The 15,856-nt window shown below is 69.7% G+C and carries 13 protein-coding genes; 11 read left to right on the plus strand and 2 right to left on the minus strand.

Features of this window, described 5'->3' with window-relative positions:
• The first annotated feature begins 77 nt into the window (after positions 1 to 77).
• The gene (locus QIT00_RS02270) at positions 78 to 1,679 is read left to right on the plus strand and encodes an alpha/beta hydrolase (RefSeq protein WP_282533319.1); all 1,602 of its coding nucleotides are present in this window, start codon (positions 78 to 80) and stop codon (positions 1,677 to 1,679) included.
• A 14-nt stretch (positions 1,680 to 1,693) separates the two neighbouring features.
• Positions 1,694 to 2,224 (plus strand): GNAT family N-acetyltransferase, encoded by a 531-nt coding sequence (locus QIT00_RS02275; protein WP_282533320.1) that lies wholly within the window; start codon positions 1,694 to 1,696, stop codon positions 2,222 to 2,224.
• Between the two features lie 95 nt (positions 2,225 to 2,319).
• Here QIT00_RS02275 and QIT00_RS02280 read toward each other — a convergent pair whose 3' ends face one another.
• Positions 2,320 to 2,904 carry an adenylosuccinate lyase gene (locus QIT00_RS02280; protein WP_282533321.1) on the minus strand — a complete coding sequence of 195 codons (585 nt, stop codon included), beginning with the start codon at positions 2,902 to 2,904 and terminating at the stop codon, positions 2,320 to 2,322.
• Between the two features lie 377 nt (positions 2,905 to 3,281).
• Here QIT00_RS02280 and QIT00_RS02285 point away from each other — a divergent pair, with 377 nt between their 5' ends.
• The 9 genes from QIT00_RS02285 to pssA all read left to right on the plus strand — a co-directional run bounded on the left by QIT00_RS02285 (position 3,282) and on the right by pssA (position 14,284).
• Positions 3,282 to 5,066 carry a 3-hydroxyacyl-CoA dehydrogenase family protein gene (locus tag QIT00_RS02285; RefSeq protein WP_282533322.1) on the plus strand — a complete coding sequence of 595 codons (1,785 nt, stop codon included), beginning with the start codon at positions 3,282 to 3,284 and terminating at the stop codon, positions 5,064 to 5,066.
• Positions 5,067 to 5,157: 91 nt separating this feature from the next.
• A complete protein-coding gene (locus QIT00_RS02290) occupies positions 5,158 to 5,976 on the plus strand; it encodes a TetR family transcriptional regulator (protein WP_282533323.1) in 819 nt (272 codons plus the stop codon).
• A gap of 451 nt (positions 5,977 to 6,427) precedes the next feature.
• The gene (gene ccrA / locus QIT00_RS02295; RefSeq protein ID WP_282533324.1) at positions 6,428 to 7,765 is read left to right on the plus strand and encodes a crotonyl-CoA carboxylase/reductase; all 1,338 of its coding nucleotides are present in this window, start codon (positions 6,428 to 6,430) and stop codon (positions 7,763 to 7,765) included.
• A 34-nt stretch (positions 7,766 to 7,799) separates the two neighbouring features.
• The gene (locus QIT00_RS02300) at positions 7,800 to 9,848 is read left to right on the plus strand and encodes a protein meaA (RefSeq protein ID WP_282533325.1); all 2,049 of its coding nucleotides are present in this window, start codon (positions 7,800 to 7,802) and stop codon (positions 9,846 to 9,848) included.
• A complete protein-coding gene (locus tag QIT00_RS02305; RefSeq protein WP_282533326.1) occupies positions 9,845 to 10,861 on the plus strand; it encodes an HpcH/HpaI aldolase/citrate lyase family protein in 1,017 nt (338 codons plus the stop codon). Before QIT00_RS02300 ends, QIT00_RS02305 begins: the two co-directional genes overlap by 4 nt.
• 17 nt (positions 10,862 to 10,878) lie before the next feature.
• Positions 10,879 to 11,382, plus strand: coding sequence for a MaoC family dehydratase (locus QIT00_RS02310; protein ID WP_282533327.1), 504 nt, complete (start codon positions 10,879 to 10,881; stop codon positions 11,380 to 11,382).
• A gap of 24 nt (positions 11,383 to 11,406) precedes the next feature.
• A complete protein-coding gene (locus QIT00_RS02315) occupies positions 11,407 to 12,612 on the plus strand; it encodes an acyl-CoA dehydrogenase family protein (protein ID WP_282533328.1) in 1,206 nt (401 codons plus the stop codon).
• A gap of 171 nt (positions 12,613 to 12,783) precedes the next feature.
• On the plus strand, positions 12,784 to 13,440 hold the full coding sequence (locus QIT00_RS02320; protein ID WP_282533329.1) for a phosphatidylserine decarboxylase: 657 nt from the start codon (positions 12,784 to 12,786) through the stop codon (positions 13,438 to 13,440).
• A gap of 22 nt (positions 13,441 to 13,462) precedes the next feature.
• Entirely contained in the window at positions 13,463 to 14,284 is an 822-nt protein-coding gene (gene pssA / locus QIT00_RS02325; protein ID WP_282533489.1) for a CDP-diacylglycerol--serine O-phosphatidyltransferase, read from the plus strand.
• A gap of 243 nt (positions 14,285 to 14,527) precedes the next feature.
• Here pssA and QIT00_RS02330 read toward each other — a convergent pair whose 3' ends face one another.
• Positions 14,528 to 15,652 carry a glycerate kinase gene (locus tag QIT00_RS02330; RefSeq protein ID WP_349017153.1) on the minus strand — a complete coding sequence of 375 codons (1,125 nt, stop codon included), beginning with the start codon at positions 15,650 to 15,652 and terminating at the stop codon, positions 14,528 to 14,530.
• Between the last annotated feature and the right edge of the window lie 204 nt (positions 15,653 to 15,856).

A 15,856-nucleotide genomic window follows, 5' to 3' on the forward strand; every position in this document is an offset into this window, starting at 1 on the left:
TCTGACGGTATTTCCGAGAACATGCGGCAGCGGGCTGTGGCACGCACAGTCCGAACTCCGCCGCCTCGGGAGTCCAGATGAGATCTCGTGCCGTCGCGCTGCTCGGCGCCCTCGCCACAGCCGCCGGACTGCTGTCGGCAGGGCCGTCCGCCGCGGGCGCCGCAGACGCACGCGGGGCGAGCGCCCCGAAAGCCCGCCCCACCCTCAAGTGGACGGACTGCGCCACGAAGAAGTACCCGACCCTGCAGTGCGCGTCCCTGCGCGTCCCGCTCGACCACGACAGGCCCGAAGGCAGGCAGATCACCCTCGCCCTGACCCGCGTCCCGCACACCGACCGCGCCCGCCACCAGGGCCCGCTTCTCGTCAACCCCGGCGGTCCCGGCGGCAGCGGCCGCGGTCTCGCCGGGTTCGTCGCCGACGCCCTGCCCCGCAAGGTCGCCGCGCAGTACGACGTGATCGGCTTCGACCCGCGCGGCGTGGGAGAAAGCCGCCCGGCCGTCGACTGCCGCCCCGGCCACTTCGACCCCGTACGCCCCGACCCGGTCCCGATCGGCAAGGGCGTCGAGGAAGCCAACCTCGACCGGGTGCGCGCCTTCGCGCGAGCCTGCGACAAGAAGTACGGGCCGCTCCTGAAGCACCTCGACACGGTCAGCGCCGCCAAGGACATGGACCTGATCCGCAAGGCACTCGGCGCGCGGCGCATCAACTACCTCGGCTACTCGTACGGCACCTACCTCGGAGCCGTCTACGCCAAGCTCCACCCTGGGCGCGTGCGCCGCGCCGTCCTGGACTCCGTCGTGGACCCGACGGGCGTCTGGTACCGCGACAACCTCGACCAGAACCTCGCCTTCGACGCCCGCCACAAGGCCTTCGCCGCCTGGATCGCCCGGCACGACAAGACGTACGGGCTCGGCACCGACCCGGCAGTCGTCGAGGGCAAGTGGTACGCGATGCGCGCGGCCGTCGCCGAGCGGCCCGCCGGCGGCAAGGTCGGCGCGGGCGAACTGGAGGACACCTTCCTCCCCGGCGGCTACTTCAACGGCTACTGGCCGAAACTCGCCGAGGCGTTCGCCGCGTACGTGAACGAGAACAGGACCGCCCCGCTCGTCGCGGCGTACAAGACCTTCGGCGCGGTCGACAAGGCGGGCGACAACGGATACGCGGTGTACGCGGCGGTGGGGTGCCGGGACGCGCCCTGGCCGCGCAGTTGGAACACCTGGCGCGCGGACACCTGGCGCTCGTACGCCAAGGCGCCCTTCATGAGCTGGAGCAACGCCTGGTACAACGCCCCGTGCGCGTTCTGGCCGACCGCCCACCTCACCCCACCGGACGTCACCAACGCGGACCTCCCGCCGGTCCTGCTCTTCCAGGCGACGGACGACGCGGCGACCCCGTACGAAGGTGCCGTCACCCTCCACCGCAAGCTGCGGCGTTCGAGCCTCGTCGTGGAGGCGGGCGGCGGCAACCACGGCGTCACGCTCAGCGGAAACGCCTGCCTGGACCGGCACTTGGCGGACTACCTCGCCTCCGGAAAGGTCCCGCGCGGCCGCGGCCCCACCACGGCCGACGCGACCTGCGACGCCCTGCCCGAGCCCCAACCCGAACCCGCCGCCGCGAAGCGGACTTCGGACTCCCGCAAGGGCGCCACACTCCACGGCCTGATCGGCCGCCACCGCTGACCTAGGGTGCGCCCATGGACGTATCCGTACGGCAGATGACCGCCGCCGACTGCGCCGCGGTGGCCGAAATACGTGTCCGGGGCTGGCAGTTCGCGTACGCGGGGCTGATCCCGCAGTCGTACCTGGACACTATGGACATCGCGGCGGACACCGAACGCTGCCGCGAGCGGCACGCGCGCGGCGATCCGGCCGTCGTCGGCCTGGTCGCCGAACGCGCCGGGCAGGCGGTCGGCTGGGCGAGCTTCGGGCCGTACCGGGACAGCGATCTCCCGCCCACGGAAACCGAGTTGTACGCGCTGTACGTCCATCCCGAGCACATCGGCACGGGGGCGGGGCGGGCCCTGATGCGGTCGGTCCTGGCCCACTGCACGGCCGCCGGGAAGCCGCGGGTCCGCCTCTGGGTCCTACGGGACAACGCCCGCGCCCGCCGCTTCTACGCGTGCGCGGGCTTCAGGGCGGACGGGGCGGAGGAACTCTTCGAGGTGGAGGGGGTACCTGTGCCGGAGGTCCGCCTGACTCTTCCCCTCCCCGCCCCTTCCCGATAGTCCTGCCGGACGGGCCTCCTCAATCGCCGGAGGGGCTGGTTTTTAGGGGCGCGGGGAACTGCGCGACCAGCCCCGACGGGTGGGGAGGGAAAGAACTACCGCTCACCGATCCGCGCCAGCGCCGCCACCGCAGCAGCGGCGAGCCGGGGATGGACCCGAGCCGCATCAAGCACCGGCACGGCCCGCTTGTCGGCCAGCGCCCCCAACCCCTCCACACACGCCAGCGCGATCCGCCAGTAGGGATCGTGCGGCGAGGAGAGCCGCCGCTTCAGGGCCGTGATCAGCGCCGGCGCCGACTCGGGCGCGCGCAGCGCCGTGAGCAGCCGGACCGGATGCAGGGCGTACGCGACGCGGAGTTCGTTCGTGGCGAGCGCCGCCGCGGCCCGGGCGGTACGCGGGTCACCCAGACGGGCCAACGCCTGCGCCGCGCTCGCGCACCGCTCCGGATCGCGATGGTTGAGCAGCAGCACGAGCGCCTCGAACGCCCGCCGCTCCCCCGCGCAGCCGAGCCGGAACGCGGCCAGTTCCCTTGCCCAAAGCGGCTGTTGGGGCGCCGTGAGGACCTCGGCCAGCTCGTCGAGATCGTCCGTCGACCGCAGCCGCTCGAAGCGGGCCGAGGCCGCTGCGTCCGCGGCCTCTTTCCGTAAGCGTTCCGTGAGCGCTCGCAACTCGTCGTCCATGCAGCTCAGCGTAGCGATCGGCGGGCCACGCCAGGAGGGGGCGATCCACGTCACACTGTTCCAGGACTGGCGCGCTCGTTACCAGCTGGTTAAGCTCATACGAGCGGGACACACCCGCATCGCTCGGCGGCCTGGTGACGCAGCCGCCGAGGCAGTCGGTTCGGCTCGGTATGGCACGAGTCTCACGCTGTGCAAGCAGCTCGTGCACGTTTCACGACGCGGGCCCCGGGACAGGGCCCGTCGCTTCACCTCAACCGGAACCGTCGCTCCGTACGCGACGGCCCGGACCACGAAACCAACTCCCGCACGCTGCGCAGCAGTTCACCGCAAGCGCCGTGCGCCCTCTCAGTCGTCACTCACACCCTCTGGAGTCCGCGATGGACCGTACCCCTCTGCACACCGTCGCCGTCGTCGGCCTCGGCACCATGGGCACCGGGATCGCCGAGGTCCTCGCCCGTGCGGGCCGCGAGGTCATCGGCATCGACATCAGCGAGGTCGCCGCGGCGCAGGCCGTCGGCGCCCTCGAAGCGTCGACCGCCCGGGCCGTGCGCCGCGAGCGCCTCACCGAGCAGGAGCGGCAGGGCGCCCTCTCCCGCTTCCGTACGTTCACGGACCTGCAGGCCGCGGCCGAGGCCGACCTGGTGATCGAAGTGGTGCCGGAGTCGTACGAGATCAAGAGCCAGGTCCTGCGTGGGCTCGACACGATCGTCCGCCCCGAGACGATCCTCGCCACCGGCACCAACGCGCTCTCCGTGACCCGGCTCGCGGCCGACTCCGCCAACCCGGAGCGGGTCGTCGGGCTGCACTTCTTCAACCCGGCGCCGGCCATGAAGCTGGTCGAGGTGGTCTCCTCGGTCCTGACCGCCCCGCAGACCGTCGAGGCGGTCACCTCGCTCGCCCTGGACCTCGGCAAGGAGCCGGTCTCGGTCGGCGACCGCCCCGGCTTCGTCGCGGACGGGCTGCTCTTCGGCTACCTCAACCAGGCGGCCGCGATGTACGAGGCGAGGTACGCCTCGCGCGAGGACATCGACGCGGCGATGAAGCTGGGCTGCGGACTGCCGATGGGCCCGCTCGCGCTGCTCGACCTGATCGGCGTCGACACCGCCAGGACCGTCCTGGACGCGATGTACGCGGACTCCCGGGACCGCCTGCACGCCCCCGCGCCGATCCTGAAGCAGCTCGCCGAGGCGGGCCTGACCGGCCGCAAGGCGGGCCGCGGCTTCTACACGTACGCGGAGCCGGGCAGCGACGAGGTGGTGCCGGACGCGCTCACCCCGGTGACCGCGTCGGAGGCGGCGCGGGGCCGTGACGTGCGCTCGGTGGGTGTGGCGGGCTCGGGCACGATGGCGTCCGGCATCGCCGAGGTGTTCGCCAAGGCGGGGTACGAGGTGGTGCTCGCGGCGCGCAGCCAGGAGAAGGCCGACGCCGCCAAGTCCCGTATCGGCAAGTCGCTTTCGCGCTCGGTCGCCAAGGGGCGGATGCCCCAGGAGAAGGCGGACGCGACGCTCGCCCTGATCACCCCGGCCGACACCCTGGACGCGTTCGCCGAGGTCGACCTGGCCGTGGAGGCGGTCGCGGAGGACCTGGAGGTCAAGCAGCAGCTGTTCCAGACCCTGGACAAGGTCTGCAAGCCGGGTGCGGTCCTCGCGACCACCACCTCCTCGCTGCCCGTCGTCGCCTGCGCCCGCGCGACCTCGCGCCCGCAGGACGTGATCGGCATGCACTTCTTCAACCCGGCCCCGGCGATGAAGCTGGTCGAGGTGGTCCGCACCGTCCTGACCGGTGACGACGTGCACGCCACGGTCCGCGAGGTGTGCACGAGGATCCGCAAGCACCCGGTGGACTGCGGGGACCGCGCGGGCTTCATCGTGAACGCGCTGCTGTTCCCGTACCTGAACAACGCGATCAAGATGGTGGAGGAGCACTACGCCTCGCTCGACGACATCGACACCGCGATGAAGCTGGGCGGCGGCTACCCGATGGGGCCGTTCGAGCTCCTGGACGTCGTCGGTCTGGACGTCTCCCTCGCCATCGAGAAGGTGCTGCACCGCGAGTTCCGCGACCCGGGCCTGGCGCCGGCCCCCCTCCTGGAGCACCTGGTCGCCGCGGGGTGCCTCGGCCGCAAGACGGGCCGCGGCTTCCGCGAATATGCCAGGCGCTGAGACACGCGCCGACTGGGGAGGGCTGCTCGGTACGCCGGGCGGCCCGCTCCCTGAGGCGCGCCTCGCTGCGGACATGCAGTACGTTCGGTCCATGTCCAAGGCCGCCAAGTCCCCCCGTACACCCGCCTCCGCCGATGCCCCGGAGGCGCCCGCGACGCCCGCGGGCTCCCGTGCCGCGGCCCAGCGGCTGAAAATGCGCCGGGAGCTGGCGGCCGCCGCGATGGAGCTCTTCGCGACGAAGGGGTACGAGGCGACCACCGTCGACGAGATCGCCGCGACGGCCGGGGTGGCCCGCCGCACCTTCTTCCGCCACTTCCGCTCCAAGGAAGAGGCCATCTTCCCGGACCACGACGACACCCTGATCCGCGCCGAAGCGGTCCTGAACGCCGCACCGCCGCACGAGCACCCGCTCGACACGGTGTGCCGGGGCATCAAGGAAGTCATGAAGATGTACGCGGCCTCGCCGACGGTGTCCGTGGAGCGCTATCGCCTGACCCGTGAGGTGCCGACGCTGCGCGAGCGCGAGATCGCCTCGGTGGCCCGGTACGAGCGGCTGTTCACCCGCTATCTCCTGGGCCACTTCGACGAGAGCGCGCACCACGACGGCAACGACGACCCGCTGCTCGCCGAGGTCGCGGCCTCGGCGGTCGTCACCGCCCACAACCACGTACTGCGGCGCTGGCTGCGGGCCGGCGGCCAGGGCGACGTGGAGACGCAGCTGGACCACGCGTTCGCGATCGTGCGCAAGACGTTCGGCTCGGGCATAGGCGCGGGCCGGGAGAGCACCTCTCTTCCGGCCCCTGCGGCGACCGCCTCCGCGCACGGCGAGGTACTGGTCACCGTGGCCCGTACGGACGCTCCTCTCGACGAGGTCATGCGCACCATCGAGACGGCACTGCGGGACCACTGACCGCACTCCTCACGACACCGCGACGCGAAGGCGCCGGCCGAACTGATCGATCAGTTCGCCCGGCGCCTTCGTCGTACGCCCCTTCCAGCCCCTTCCGCACCCCTTCTGACCTGCAATGATCGATCATCGCTCAAATGAAGCGGCTCGCTGACAACTGAGAGAAAGTCCTGGCACCGAGTGCCTTGTGCACTGGCACGCCGTGTCATACGTTGAAGTCAGTCCGGGCGGCCGGCGTGCATAGATCCTCCGTACGCCGGCTGTCCAAGCAAGCCCCGCACGGGGTCTCGCGCCCGCCCGGACGCCTGCGTCACAGGCACCTCCCGCGCCCACCAGGCGCTCGCCGAGCACCACCACCTCCGCCGAACCGACGGCATCACCTCAGCACCGCTTCATCACCCCGACGTCCCTCAAAAAGCGTTCCCCTCACTCGCTTTTCGCCGGAGGCACACCCATGAAGGAAATCCTCGACGCGATCCAGTCGCAGACCGCCACGTCCGCCGACTTCGCCGCGCTGCCCCTGCCCGACTCGTACCGCGCGATCACCGTGCACAAGGACGAGACGGAGATGTTCGCCGGGCTTGAGACCCGCGACAAGGACCCGCGCAAGTCGATCCACCTGGACGACGTGCCGGTGCCCGAACTCGGCCCGGGCGAGGCCCTGGTCGCCGTGATGGCCAGCTCCGTGAACTACAACTCGGTCTGGACCTCGATCTTCGAGCCGCTGTCGACCTTCGGCTTCCTGGAGCGGTACGGCCGCCTCAGCGAGCTCACCAAGCGCCACGACCTGCCGTACCACATCATCGGCTCCGACCTCGCGGGCGTCGTCCTGCGCACCGGCCCCGGCGTGAACGCCTGGAACCCCGGTGACGAGGTCGTCGCGCACTGCCTCTCCGTCGAGCTGGAGTCCAGCGACGGCCACAACGACACGATGCTCGACCCCGAGCAGCGCATCTGGGGCTTCGAGACCAACTTCGGCGGCCTCGCCGAGATCGCGCTCGTCAAGTCCAACCAGCTGATGCCGAAGCCGGACCACCTGAGCTGGGAGGAGGCGGCGGCGCCCGGTCTGGTGAACTCCACCGCGTACCGCCAGCTGGTCTCCCGCAACGGCGCCGGCATGAAGCAGGGCGACAACGTCCTGATCTGGGGCGCCTCCGGCGGACTCGGCTCGTACGCCACGCAGTTCGCGCTCGCGGGCGGGGCCAACCCGATCTGTGTCGTCTCCAGCGAGCAGAAGGCCGACATCTGCCGGGCGATGGGCGCCGACGCGATCATCGACCGCAGCGCCGAGGGCTACAAGTTCTGGAAGGACGAGCGCACCCAGGACCCGAAGGAGTGGAAGCGCTTCGGCAAGCGCATCCGCGAGTTCACCGGCGGCGAGGACATCGACATCGTCTTCGAGCACCCCGGCCGCGAGACCTTCGGCGCCTCGGTCTACGTGACCCGCAAGGGCGGCACCATCACCACCTGCGCCTCCACCTCGGGCTACATGCACGAGTACGACAACCGCTACCTGTGGATGTCGCTGAAGCGGATCATCGGCTCACACTTCGCCAACTACCGCGAGGCGTGGGAGGCCAACCGCCTGATCTCCAAGGGCAAGATCCACCCCACGCTGTCCAAGACGTACAAGCTGGAGGACACCGGCCAGGCCGCGTACGACGTGCACCGCAACCTCCACCAGGGCAAGGTCGGCGTCCTCGCGCTCGCGCCCGAGGAGGGGCTCGGTGTGCGCGACCAGGAGAAGCGCGCGCAGCACATCGACGCCATCAACCGCTTCCGGAACGTCTGAACGTACGTCCGAACTCCCTGAGGAGAAGCAGCTGATGACTGAGCGTCAGAAGGACCGGCCGTGGCTCATGCGGACCTACGCCGGTCACTCCACGGCGGAGGCGTCCAACGAGCTGTACCGGCGCAACCTCGCCAAGGGCCAGACGGGTCTGTCTGTCGCCTTCGACCTGCCGACCCAGACGGGCTACGACCCGGACCACATCCTCGCCCGCGGCGAGGTCGGCCGGGTCGGCGTCCCCGTCTCCCATCTCGGTGACATGCGGCGCCTGTTCCAGGACATCCCCCTGGAGCAGATGAACACCTCGATGACCATCAACGCCACCGCCATGTGGCTTCTGGCGCTCTACCAGGTCGTCGCGGAGGAGCAGGGCGCGGACATCACCCAGCTCCAGGGGACGACGCAGAACGACATCGTCAAGGAGTACCTGTCGCGGGGCACGCACGTCTTCCCGCCGGGTCCTTCGCTGCGCCTCACCACCGACATGATCACGTACACGGTGGCGAACATCCCCAAGTGGAACCCGATCAACATCTGCAGCTACCACCTCCAGGAGGCGGGGGCCACACCGGTCCAGGAGATCGCGTACGCGATGTCCACCGCCATCGCGGTTCTCGATGCCGTACGCGACTCAGGGCAGGTCCCCGCCGAGAAGTTCGGGGACGTCGTGGCCCGTATCTCCTTCTTCGTGAACGCGGGCGTCCGCTTCATCGAGGAGATGTGCAAGATGCGGGCGTTCGGGCAGATCTGGGACCAGATCACGCGCGAGCGGTACGGCATCGAGGACGCGAAGCAGCGCCGCTTCCGCTACGGCGTGCAGGTCAACTCCCTCGGCCTGACCGAGGCTCAGCCGGAGAACAACGTCCAGCGCATCGTCCTGGAGATGCTGGCCGTGACGCTCTCCAAGGACGCCCGCGCCCGCGCCGTCCAACTCCCGGCGTGGAACGAGGCGTTGGGGCTGCCCAGGCCGTGGGACCAGCAGTGGTCGCTCCGTATCCAGCAGGTTCTCGCGCACGAGAGCGACCTGTTGGAGTACGAGGACATCTTCGCCGGGTCGCACGTCATCGAGAAGAAGGTCGACGCGCTTGTCGCCGAGTCGCTCGCCGAGATCGACCGGATCCAGGAGATGGGCGGCGCGATGGCGGCCGTCGAGTCCGGCTACCTCAAGTCGCAGCTGGTCTCCTCGCACGCCGAGCGCCGGGCCAGGATCGAGGCCGGCGAGGACAAGATCGTCGGCGTCAACTGCTACGAGTCGACCGAGCCCAACCCGCTCACCGCCGACCTGGACGCGGCCATCATGACCGTCGACCACGAGGTCGAGGCCAGGGTCGTCCGGGCCATCGGCGACTGGCGCACCACGCGTCAGGAGTCCAGCGACCGCCAGGGCATGGGCGACCCGTTCCACTGGCCCACCACCCAGCAGGCGCTGGACCGCCTGAAGGAGGCGGCCGCCGGTACGGAGAACCTGATGGAGGCCACCCTGGAGTGCGCCCGCGCCGGGGTCACGACCGGCGAGTGGGCGGGCGCGCTCCGCGAGGTCTTCGGCGAGTTCCGCGCGCCGACCGGGGTCTCGTCGGCACCGGTCGCGGTGCCCGCCGAGGAGGGCTCGCAGCTCGCTCTCGTACGGGACAAGGTCCGGCGCACCGGTGACGAACTCGGCGGCAAGCTCCGCCTGCTGGTCGGCAAGCCGGGCCTGGACGGGCACTCCAACGGTGCCGAGCAGATCGCCGTGCGGGCCCGCGACGCCGGGTTCGAGGTGGTCTACCAGGGCATCCGGCTCACCCCGGAGCAGATCGTGTCCGCCGCGCTCGCCGAGGACGTGCACTGCGTCGGCCTGTCGATCCTGTCCGGGTCGCACGCCGAGCTGGTGCCGGACGTGCTCGACCGGCTTCGCGAGGCGGGCGCCACCGACATCCCCGTGATCGTCGGCGGCATCATCCCCAACGCCGACGCCGAGGACCTGAAGAGGGCGGGAGTCGCCGCCGTCTTCACCCCGAAGGACTTCGGCATCACGGAGATCATCGGCCGTATCGTCGACGAGATCCGGCTAGCGAACAAGCTCGACCCTCTGGAGGTCCCCGCATGACCCGCCCGTCTCCCGCCACCGCCCTGCCTGACGGCCGCTCCGCGACCGGCCCTTCGGATTCAAACCGTCTCCGTCCGCGCCGTTCGTGTCTGGCCGTACCCGGCTCGAACCCGCGCTTCCTGGAGAAGGCCCAGGGCCTGCCCGCCGACCAGGTCTTCCTCGACCTGGAGGACGCCTGCGCCCCGCTGGCCAAGCCGGAGGCCCGGCACACCATCGTGAAGTTCCTCAACGAGGGCGACTGGACCGGCAAGACGCGGGTCGTGCGCGTCAACGACTGGACCACCGAGTGGACTTACCGCGACGTCGTCACCGTCGTCGAGGGCGCCGGCCAGAACCTCGACTGCATCATGCTGCCGAAGGTCCAGGACGCCCAGCAGATCGTCGCGCTCGACCTGCTGCTCACGCAGATCGAGAAGACGATGGGCTTCGAGGTCGGCAAGATCGGCATCGAGGCGCAGATCGAGAACGCCCAGGGCCTCAACAACGTCAACGAGATCGCGCAGGCCTCCCCGCGCACCGAGACGATCATCTTCGGCCCGGCCGACTTCATGGCCTCCATCAACATGAAGTCCCTCGTCGTCGGCGAGCAGCCGCCCGGCTACACCGCGGACGCGTACCACTACATCCTGATGAAGATCCTGATGGCCGCCCGCGCCAACAACCTCCAGGCGATCGACGGCCCTTACCTGCAGATCCGCAACGTCGAGGGCTACCGCGAGGTCGCGGGCCGCGCCGCCGCCCTCGGCTTCGACGGCAAGTGGGTGCTGCACCCCGGCCAGGTCGAGGCGTCCAACGAGATCTTCTCCCCGTCGCAGGAGGACTACGACCACGCCGAGCTGATCCTGGACGCGTACGACTACTGCACGTCCGAGGCGGGCGGCAAGAAGGGCTCCGCGATGCTCGGCGACGAGATGATCGACGAGGCCAGCCGCAAGATGGCCCTCGTGATCTCGGGCAAGGGCCGCGCGGCAGGGATGACCCGTACGTCGAAGTTCGAAACTCCCGTCGACTGAAGGGGCCGTAAGACACCATGCAATTCGGACGCACCTACGAGGAGTTCGAGGTCGGCGCGGTCTACAAGCACTGGCCCGGCAAGACGGTCACCGAGTACGACGACCACCTCTTCTGCCTCCTCACCATGAACCACCACCCGCTCCACATGGACACCAACTATGCGGAGAAGACGACGGACTTCGGCAAGAACGTCGTCGTCGGGAACTACATCTACTCGCTGCTTCTCGGCATGTCCGTCCCGGACGTCTCCGGCAAGGCCATCGCCAACCTGGAGATCGAGTCGCTGAAGCACGTGGCGCCGACCTTCCACGGCGACACCATCTACGGCGAGACGACGGTCCTCGACAAGACCCCGTCCAGGTCCAAGAACGACCGCGGCATCGTCTACGTGGAGACCAAGGGCTACAAGCAGGACGGCACCCTGGTCTGCGTCTTCCGCCGCAAGGTCATGGTCCCCACCGAGACGTACATCAAGGAGCGCGGCGGCGAGCAGCCCGGCCGCCCGGCCCCTTCCAACTAACAACACGCGGGAGAAGAAACAGCCATGAGCCGACTCGCGCAGACCGCCGGACTGACCGACGTTCAGCAGGAGATCCTGTCCACCGTCCGGGACTTCGTCGACAAGGAGATCATTCCGGTCGCGACGGAGCTGGAGCACCGGGACGAGTACCCGCAGCAGATCGTGGACGGCCTCAAGGAGTTGGGCCTGTTCGGCCTGATGATCCCCGAGGAGTACGGCGGTCTGGGCGAGTCGCTGCTGACGTACGCGCTGTGCGTGGAGGAGATCGCGCGCGGCTGGATGTCCGTGTCCGGGATCATCAACACGCACTTCATCGTGGCGTACATGCTCAAGCAGCACGGCACGCAGGAGCAGAAGGACCACTTCCTGCCGCGGATGGCGCTCGGGGAGGTGCGCGGCGCGTTCTCGATGTCCGAGCCGGCGCTCGGCTCCGACGTGTCGGCGATCACGTCGAAGGGTGTACGCGACGGCGACGAGTACGTCCTGAACGGTCAGAAGATGTGGCTGACGAACGGCGGTTCGTCGACGCTCGTGGCCGTTCTCTGCCGAAGTGACGAAGGCCACCCCGAAGGTACGGCCCCGCACAAGTCGATGACGACCTTCCTCGTAGAGAAGGAACCGGGCTTCGGCGAGGTGCGCCCCGGACTCACCATTCCCGGCAAGATCGACAAAATGGGATACAAGGGAGTGGACACCACCGAACTGGTCATGCAGGACCTGCGTATTCCGGCCAATCGCGTACTCGGCGGGACCACCGGTCGAGGGTTTTACCAAATGATGGACGGTGTCGAAGTCGGCCGCGTGAATGTCGCTGCCCGTGGCTGCGGAGTCGCGCAGCGTGCATTTGAGTTGGGTGTCTCATACGCCCAGCAACGTCACACTTTCGGCAAGCCGATCGCTCAGCACCAGGCGATCCAGTTCAAGCTGGCCGAGATGGCCACCAAGGTCGAGGCCGCGCATGCGATGATGGTGAACGCAGCACGCAAAAAGGACTCAGGGGAGCGAAACGACCTCGAGGCAGGGATGGCGAAGTACCTCGCCTCCGAATACTGCAAAGAAGTCGTGGAGGACGCGTTCCGTATCCATGGCGGATACGGCTTCTCCAAGGAGTACGAGATCGAGCGCCTCTACCGGGAGGCCCCGATGCTGCTGATCGGCGAAGGTACCGCCGAGATCCAGAAAATGATCATTGGTCGTCGACTGCTCGAAGAGTATCGATTCCAGGGCTGAAAGTCCCTTTTGGGGTGTTTTCTTCAGGAGGAAGATCACACCCCGTCAACACTCTTCGGCGGCCGACTCGGCTTCCTGGCTTGCCCAGTTGCGGCTCGCAACCGATAGCATCCCCGGAAAAGCCGCCGTCCCCCGTCACTTGCGCGGCATCATCCGCTACGAAGGTCATCCATGCCCCACAGCCAAACCTCTGCACCACGCGACAGCCTCCTGGGCGGCCGCATTGCTCGCGGAGCATCGCCGTGGCTCCTGCCGACCGTCGCCACCGCGGCACTCAGCCTGGCCCGTTCGCGACGCTCCGGTGCCGCCAAGGCCGTCGCCGTACCCGCCACCGCGCTCGCGGCGGGCATGCTGTGGTTCTTCCGCGACCCGGAGCGCGAGATCGCCCAGGGCCGGGTCATCTCCCCGGCCGACGGCGTGGTGCAGAGCATCATGCCGTGGAAGGACGGGCGCACTCGCGTCGCGATCTTCATGAGCCCGCTGAACGTCCACGTCAACCGCGCGCCCCTCGCGGGCACGGTGACGTCCGTGGAGCACATCCCCGGCGGGTTCGTCCCGGCGTTCAACAAGGAGAGCGAGAACAACGAGCGCGTTGTCTGGCACTTCGACACCGAGCTCGGCGACATCGAGATGGTGCAGATCGCGGGCGCCGTGGCCCGGCGCATCGTGCCCTACATCCCGCAGGGCACGAAGGTGGAGCAGGGCGAGCGGATCGGCCTGATCCGCTTCGGCTCGCGCGTCGACATCTACCTCCCCGAGGGCGTCGACGTGGATGTCGAGGTCGGTCAGAAGACCGTGGCTGGGGTGACTCGCATTGACCGTGATTGATCCAGAGACACAGGCCGGGTGGGTGCCCGAGGCCGACGAGGAGGACTCCGAGGAAGAGATGCCGCTCTCACTGCGGCTCTCGATAGCGGACACCCTCACCCTCGGGAACGCCACCTGCGGCTTCATGGCGGTGTACTTCACCACCACCGGCATCCTGATCCCGCACCTCACCGGCAGCGACGAGACGGGCATGGCCCGTAACAGCGCCGCCACCGCGGTGATCCTCATGCTGTGCGCGGCCGTCTTCGACCTCTTCGACGGCCTCGTGGCCCGCAAGCTGCGCTCGTCGCCGATGGGCGCGGAGCTGGACAACCTCTCGGACCTGATCAGCTTCGGCCTCGCGCCGGCGTACTTCGTGCTCGTGTACGGCATGGTCTCCGACAACGGCGTGTATCAGCGGGTCGCGGCGGTGGGCGCGATCGTGGTGCTGTTGGCGGTGGTGCTCAGGCTTGCGAGATTCTCCTGCGTGACGGTGAAGGACGGCACCTTCCAGGGCATGCCCTCGCCGTTCGGTGCGCTGACGGTCGTGTCGATCGTGCTCCTGGAGCTGCCCTTCGTGGCGACGCTCCTGGCGATCATCGGCACCGCCTGGCTGATGGTGAGCCGGGTCGAGTACCCGAAGCCGCGGGGGCGCCTCGCCGTGGCGATGCTGGCGTGGATCGTCGCGAGCATGGGCCTGCTCGCGGCCTGGGCGTTCGACGCTCCCGGTGGTCAGCTGCTGCTGCAGACGGGCTGTGCGCTGCAGCTGGTGCTCGGGGCGGTGATCCCGTTGTTCGCGACGGCTCGCCGCGTGAACAACTTCCGGGACAACCGCCGCGAGGCTCGGGCGGCGTCGCAGACGTAGCTTTTCGCCTTTGCGGCGTGCGAAGGGGCCGGAACCATCCGTGGTTCCGGCCCTTTTCGTTTCCCCTCCCCGCCCCTTCCCGAAAGTCTTGCCAGACGGGCCTCCTCAATCGCCGGAGGGGCTGAATTTTCACGTGCCCCGAAAGGGGCGCGGGGAACTGCGCGATCAACCACGACGGCGCAGCAGCCGACCGACCGCCGCTGCAAGCTTTCGGGAAGGGGCGGGGCGGGGAGAAAGCAGGCGTCAGCCCGGCAGCTGCTCCCGGCCGATTCGCTCCCCCACCCGCTCGAGGATCGGGCCGGCCTCGGCGATGCACTTCGCAACGTCCGGCTCCTCCGCGGTCAGCGGATACGCCTTGGAGATCCCGGCGTTCACCAGCGCCTCCTCGGACAGCTGGAGGCGACCGCAGACCGCCACCACCTGCACGCCCTCCGCCCGCGCCGCCGCGGCGACCCCCGCCGGGGCCTTGCCGTGCAGGGTCTGCTCGTCGAGCGAGCCCTCGCCGGTGATCACCAGGTCGGCGCGGTCGAGCGCCGGGCCGAAGCCCAGGACGTCCAGCATCACGTCGATGCCCGCCCGGAACCGCGCGCCGAGCCCGACCAGGGCCCCGTACCCGATGCCGCCCGCAGCGCCCGCGCCCGGCGCCTTCGCGTGCTCGGCGGCGCGCGGGCCGACGGACTTCTCCAGGACGACGGCGAAGTGCGCGAGGGCGGCGTCCAGGGTCTCCACGTCCTCCGGGGACGCGCCCTTCTGCGGCCCGTACACCGCCGGGGCGCCCTTCGGGCCCGTCAGCGGGTTGTCGACGTCGCTGGCGAGGATCAGGTCGACCTCGGCGAAGCGCGGGTCGAGGCCGGAGAGGTCGGCCGAGGCGAGGTCGCGCAGCGGGCCGCCGCCGGGGGCGACGGGCTCGCCGTCCTCGTCGAGGAACCTGGCGCCGAGCGCGGCCAGCATCCCGGCTCCGCCGTCCGTGGTCGCGCTGCCGCCGACGCCGAAGACGATCGTGCGGGCCCCGGCGTCGAGCGCGGCGCGCAGCAGCTCGCCGGAGCCGTACGTGGTGGCCGTGAGCGGGGCGAAGACGCCCTCGGGGAGCAGCTGGAGGCCGGAGGCCTCGGCCATCTCCACGACGGCGGTGTCGCCGCGCAGCGCGTACGCCGCGATGACCTCGGTGCCGAGCGGTCCGGTCACCGTCACCTCGCGGCGTTCGAAGCCGCCCGCGACGGCCGCCGCGACTGTGCCGTCGCCGCCGTCGGCGACGGGCAGGGCCTCGACCCGCACCTCGGGGTCGACCCGGCGCAGGCCCGCCGTCACCCGCTGGGCGACCTGCACGGCCGTCAGCGAGCCCTTGAACTTGTCCGCGGCAATCAGCACGCGTCGCGCCTGCGCGCGTTCCGACTCCGCCGTCACTGCAGCGTCCGCCACCTTGGATCCCCTTGCTTTCCGGGCCTTGCTCGCGTCAAGGCAGTCGCGCCGCTGAGACCCTATCTCCCGGTGAGGCTCCCTGCCCATGGCGGCCCGTACGACGAGACGGTACGGCGGTCTGGTTTGTACGGGTATGTCCTTCCTCAGTGGGGC

It is taken from the genome of Streptomyces luteolus (assembly GCF_029968015.1).
Lineage (GTDB): Bacteria > Actinomycetota > Actinomycetes > Streptomycetales > Streptomycetaceae > Streptomyces > Streptomyces luteolus.

What these genes read in the sequence shown, in the direction of transcription:
- QIT00_RS02270 (WP_282533319.1), top strand. Translation starts at nt 78, where the DNA reads ATGAGATCTCGTGCCGTCGCGCTGCTCGGCGCCCTCGCCACAGCCGCC.
- QIT00_RS02275 (WP_282533320.1), top strand. Translation starts at nt 1,694, where the DNA reads ATGGACGTATCCGTACGGCAGATGACCGCCGCCGACTGCGCCGCGGTG.
- QIT00_RS02280 (WP_282533321.1), bottom strand. Translation starts at nt 2,904, where the DNA reads ATGGACGACGAGTTGCGAGCGCTCACGGAACGCTTACGGAAAGAGGCC.
- QIT00_RS02285 (WP_282533322.1), top strand. Translation starts at nt 3,282, where the DNA reads ATGGACCGTACCCCTCTGCACACCGTCGCCGTCGTCGGCCTCGGCACC.
- QIT00_RS02290 (WP_282533323.1), top strand. Translation starts at nt 5,158, where the DNA reads ATGTCCAAGGCCGCCAAGTCCCCCCGTACACCCGCCTCCGCCGATGCC.
- ccrA (WP_282533324.1), top strand. Translation starts at nt 6,428, where the DNA reads ATGAAGGAAATCCTCGACGCGATCCAGTCGCAGACCGCCACGTCCGCC.
- QIT00_RS02300 (WP_282533325.1), top strand. Translation starts at nt 7,800, where the DNA reads ATGACTGAGCGTCAGAAGGACCGGCCGTGGCTCATGCGGACCTACGCC.
- QIT00_RS02305 (WP_282533326.1), top strand. Translation starts at nt 9,845, where the DNA reads ATGACCCGCCCGTCTCCCGCCACCGCCCTGCCTGACGGCCGCTCCGCG.
- QIT00_RS02310 (WP_282533327.1), top strand. Translation starts at nt 10,879, where the DNA reads ATGCAATTCGGACGCACCTACGAGGAGTTCGAGGTCGGCGCGGTCTAC.
- QIT00_RS02315 (WP_282533328.1), top strand. Translation starts at nt 11,407, where the DNA reads ATGAGCCGACTCGCGCAGACCGCCGGACTGACCGACGTTCAGCAGGAG.
- QIT00_RS02320 (WP_282533329.1), top strand. Translation starts at nt 12,784, where the DNA reads ATGCCCCACAGCCAAACCTCTGCACCACGCGACAGCCTCCTGGGCGGC.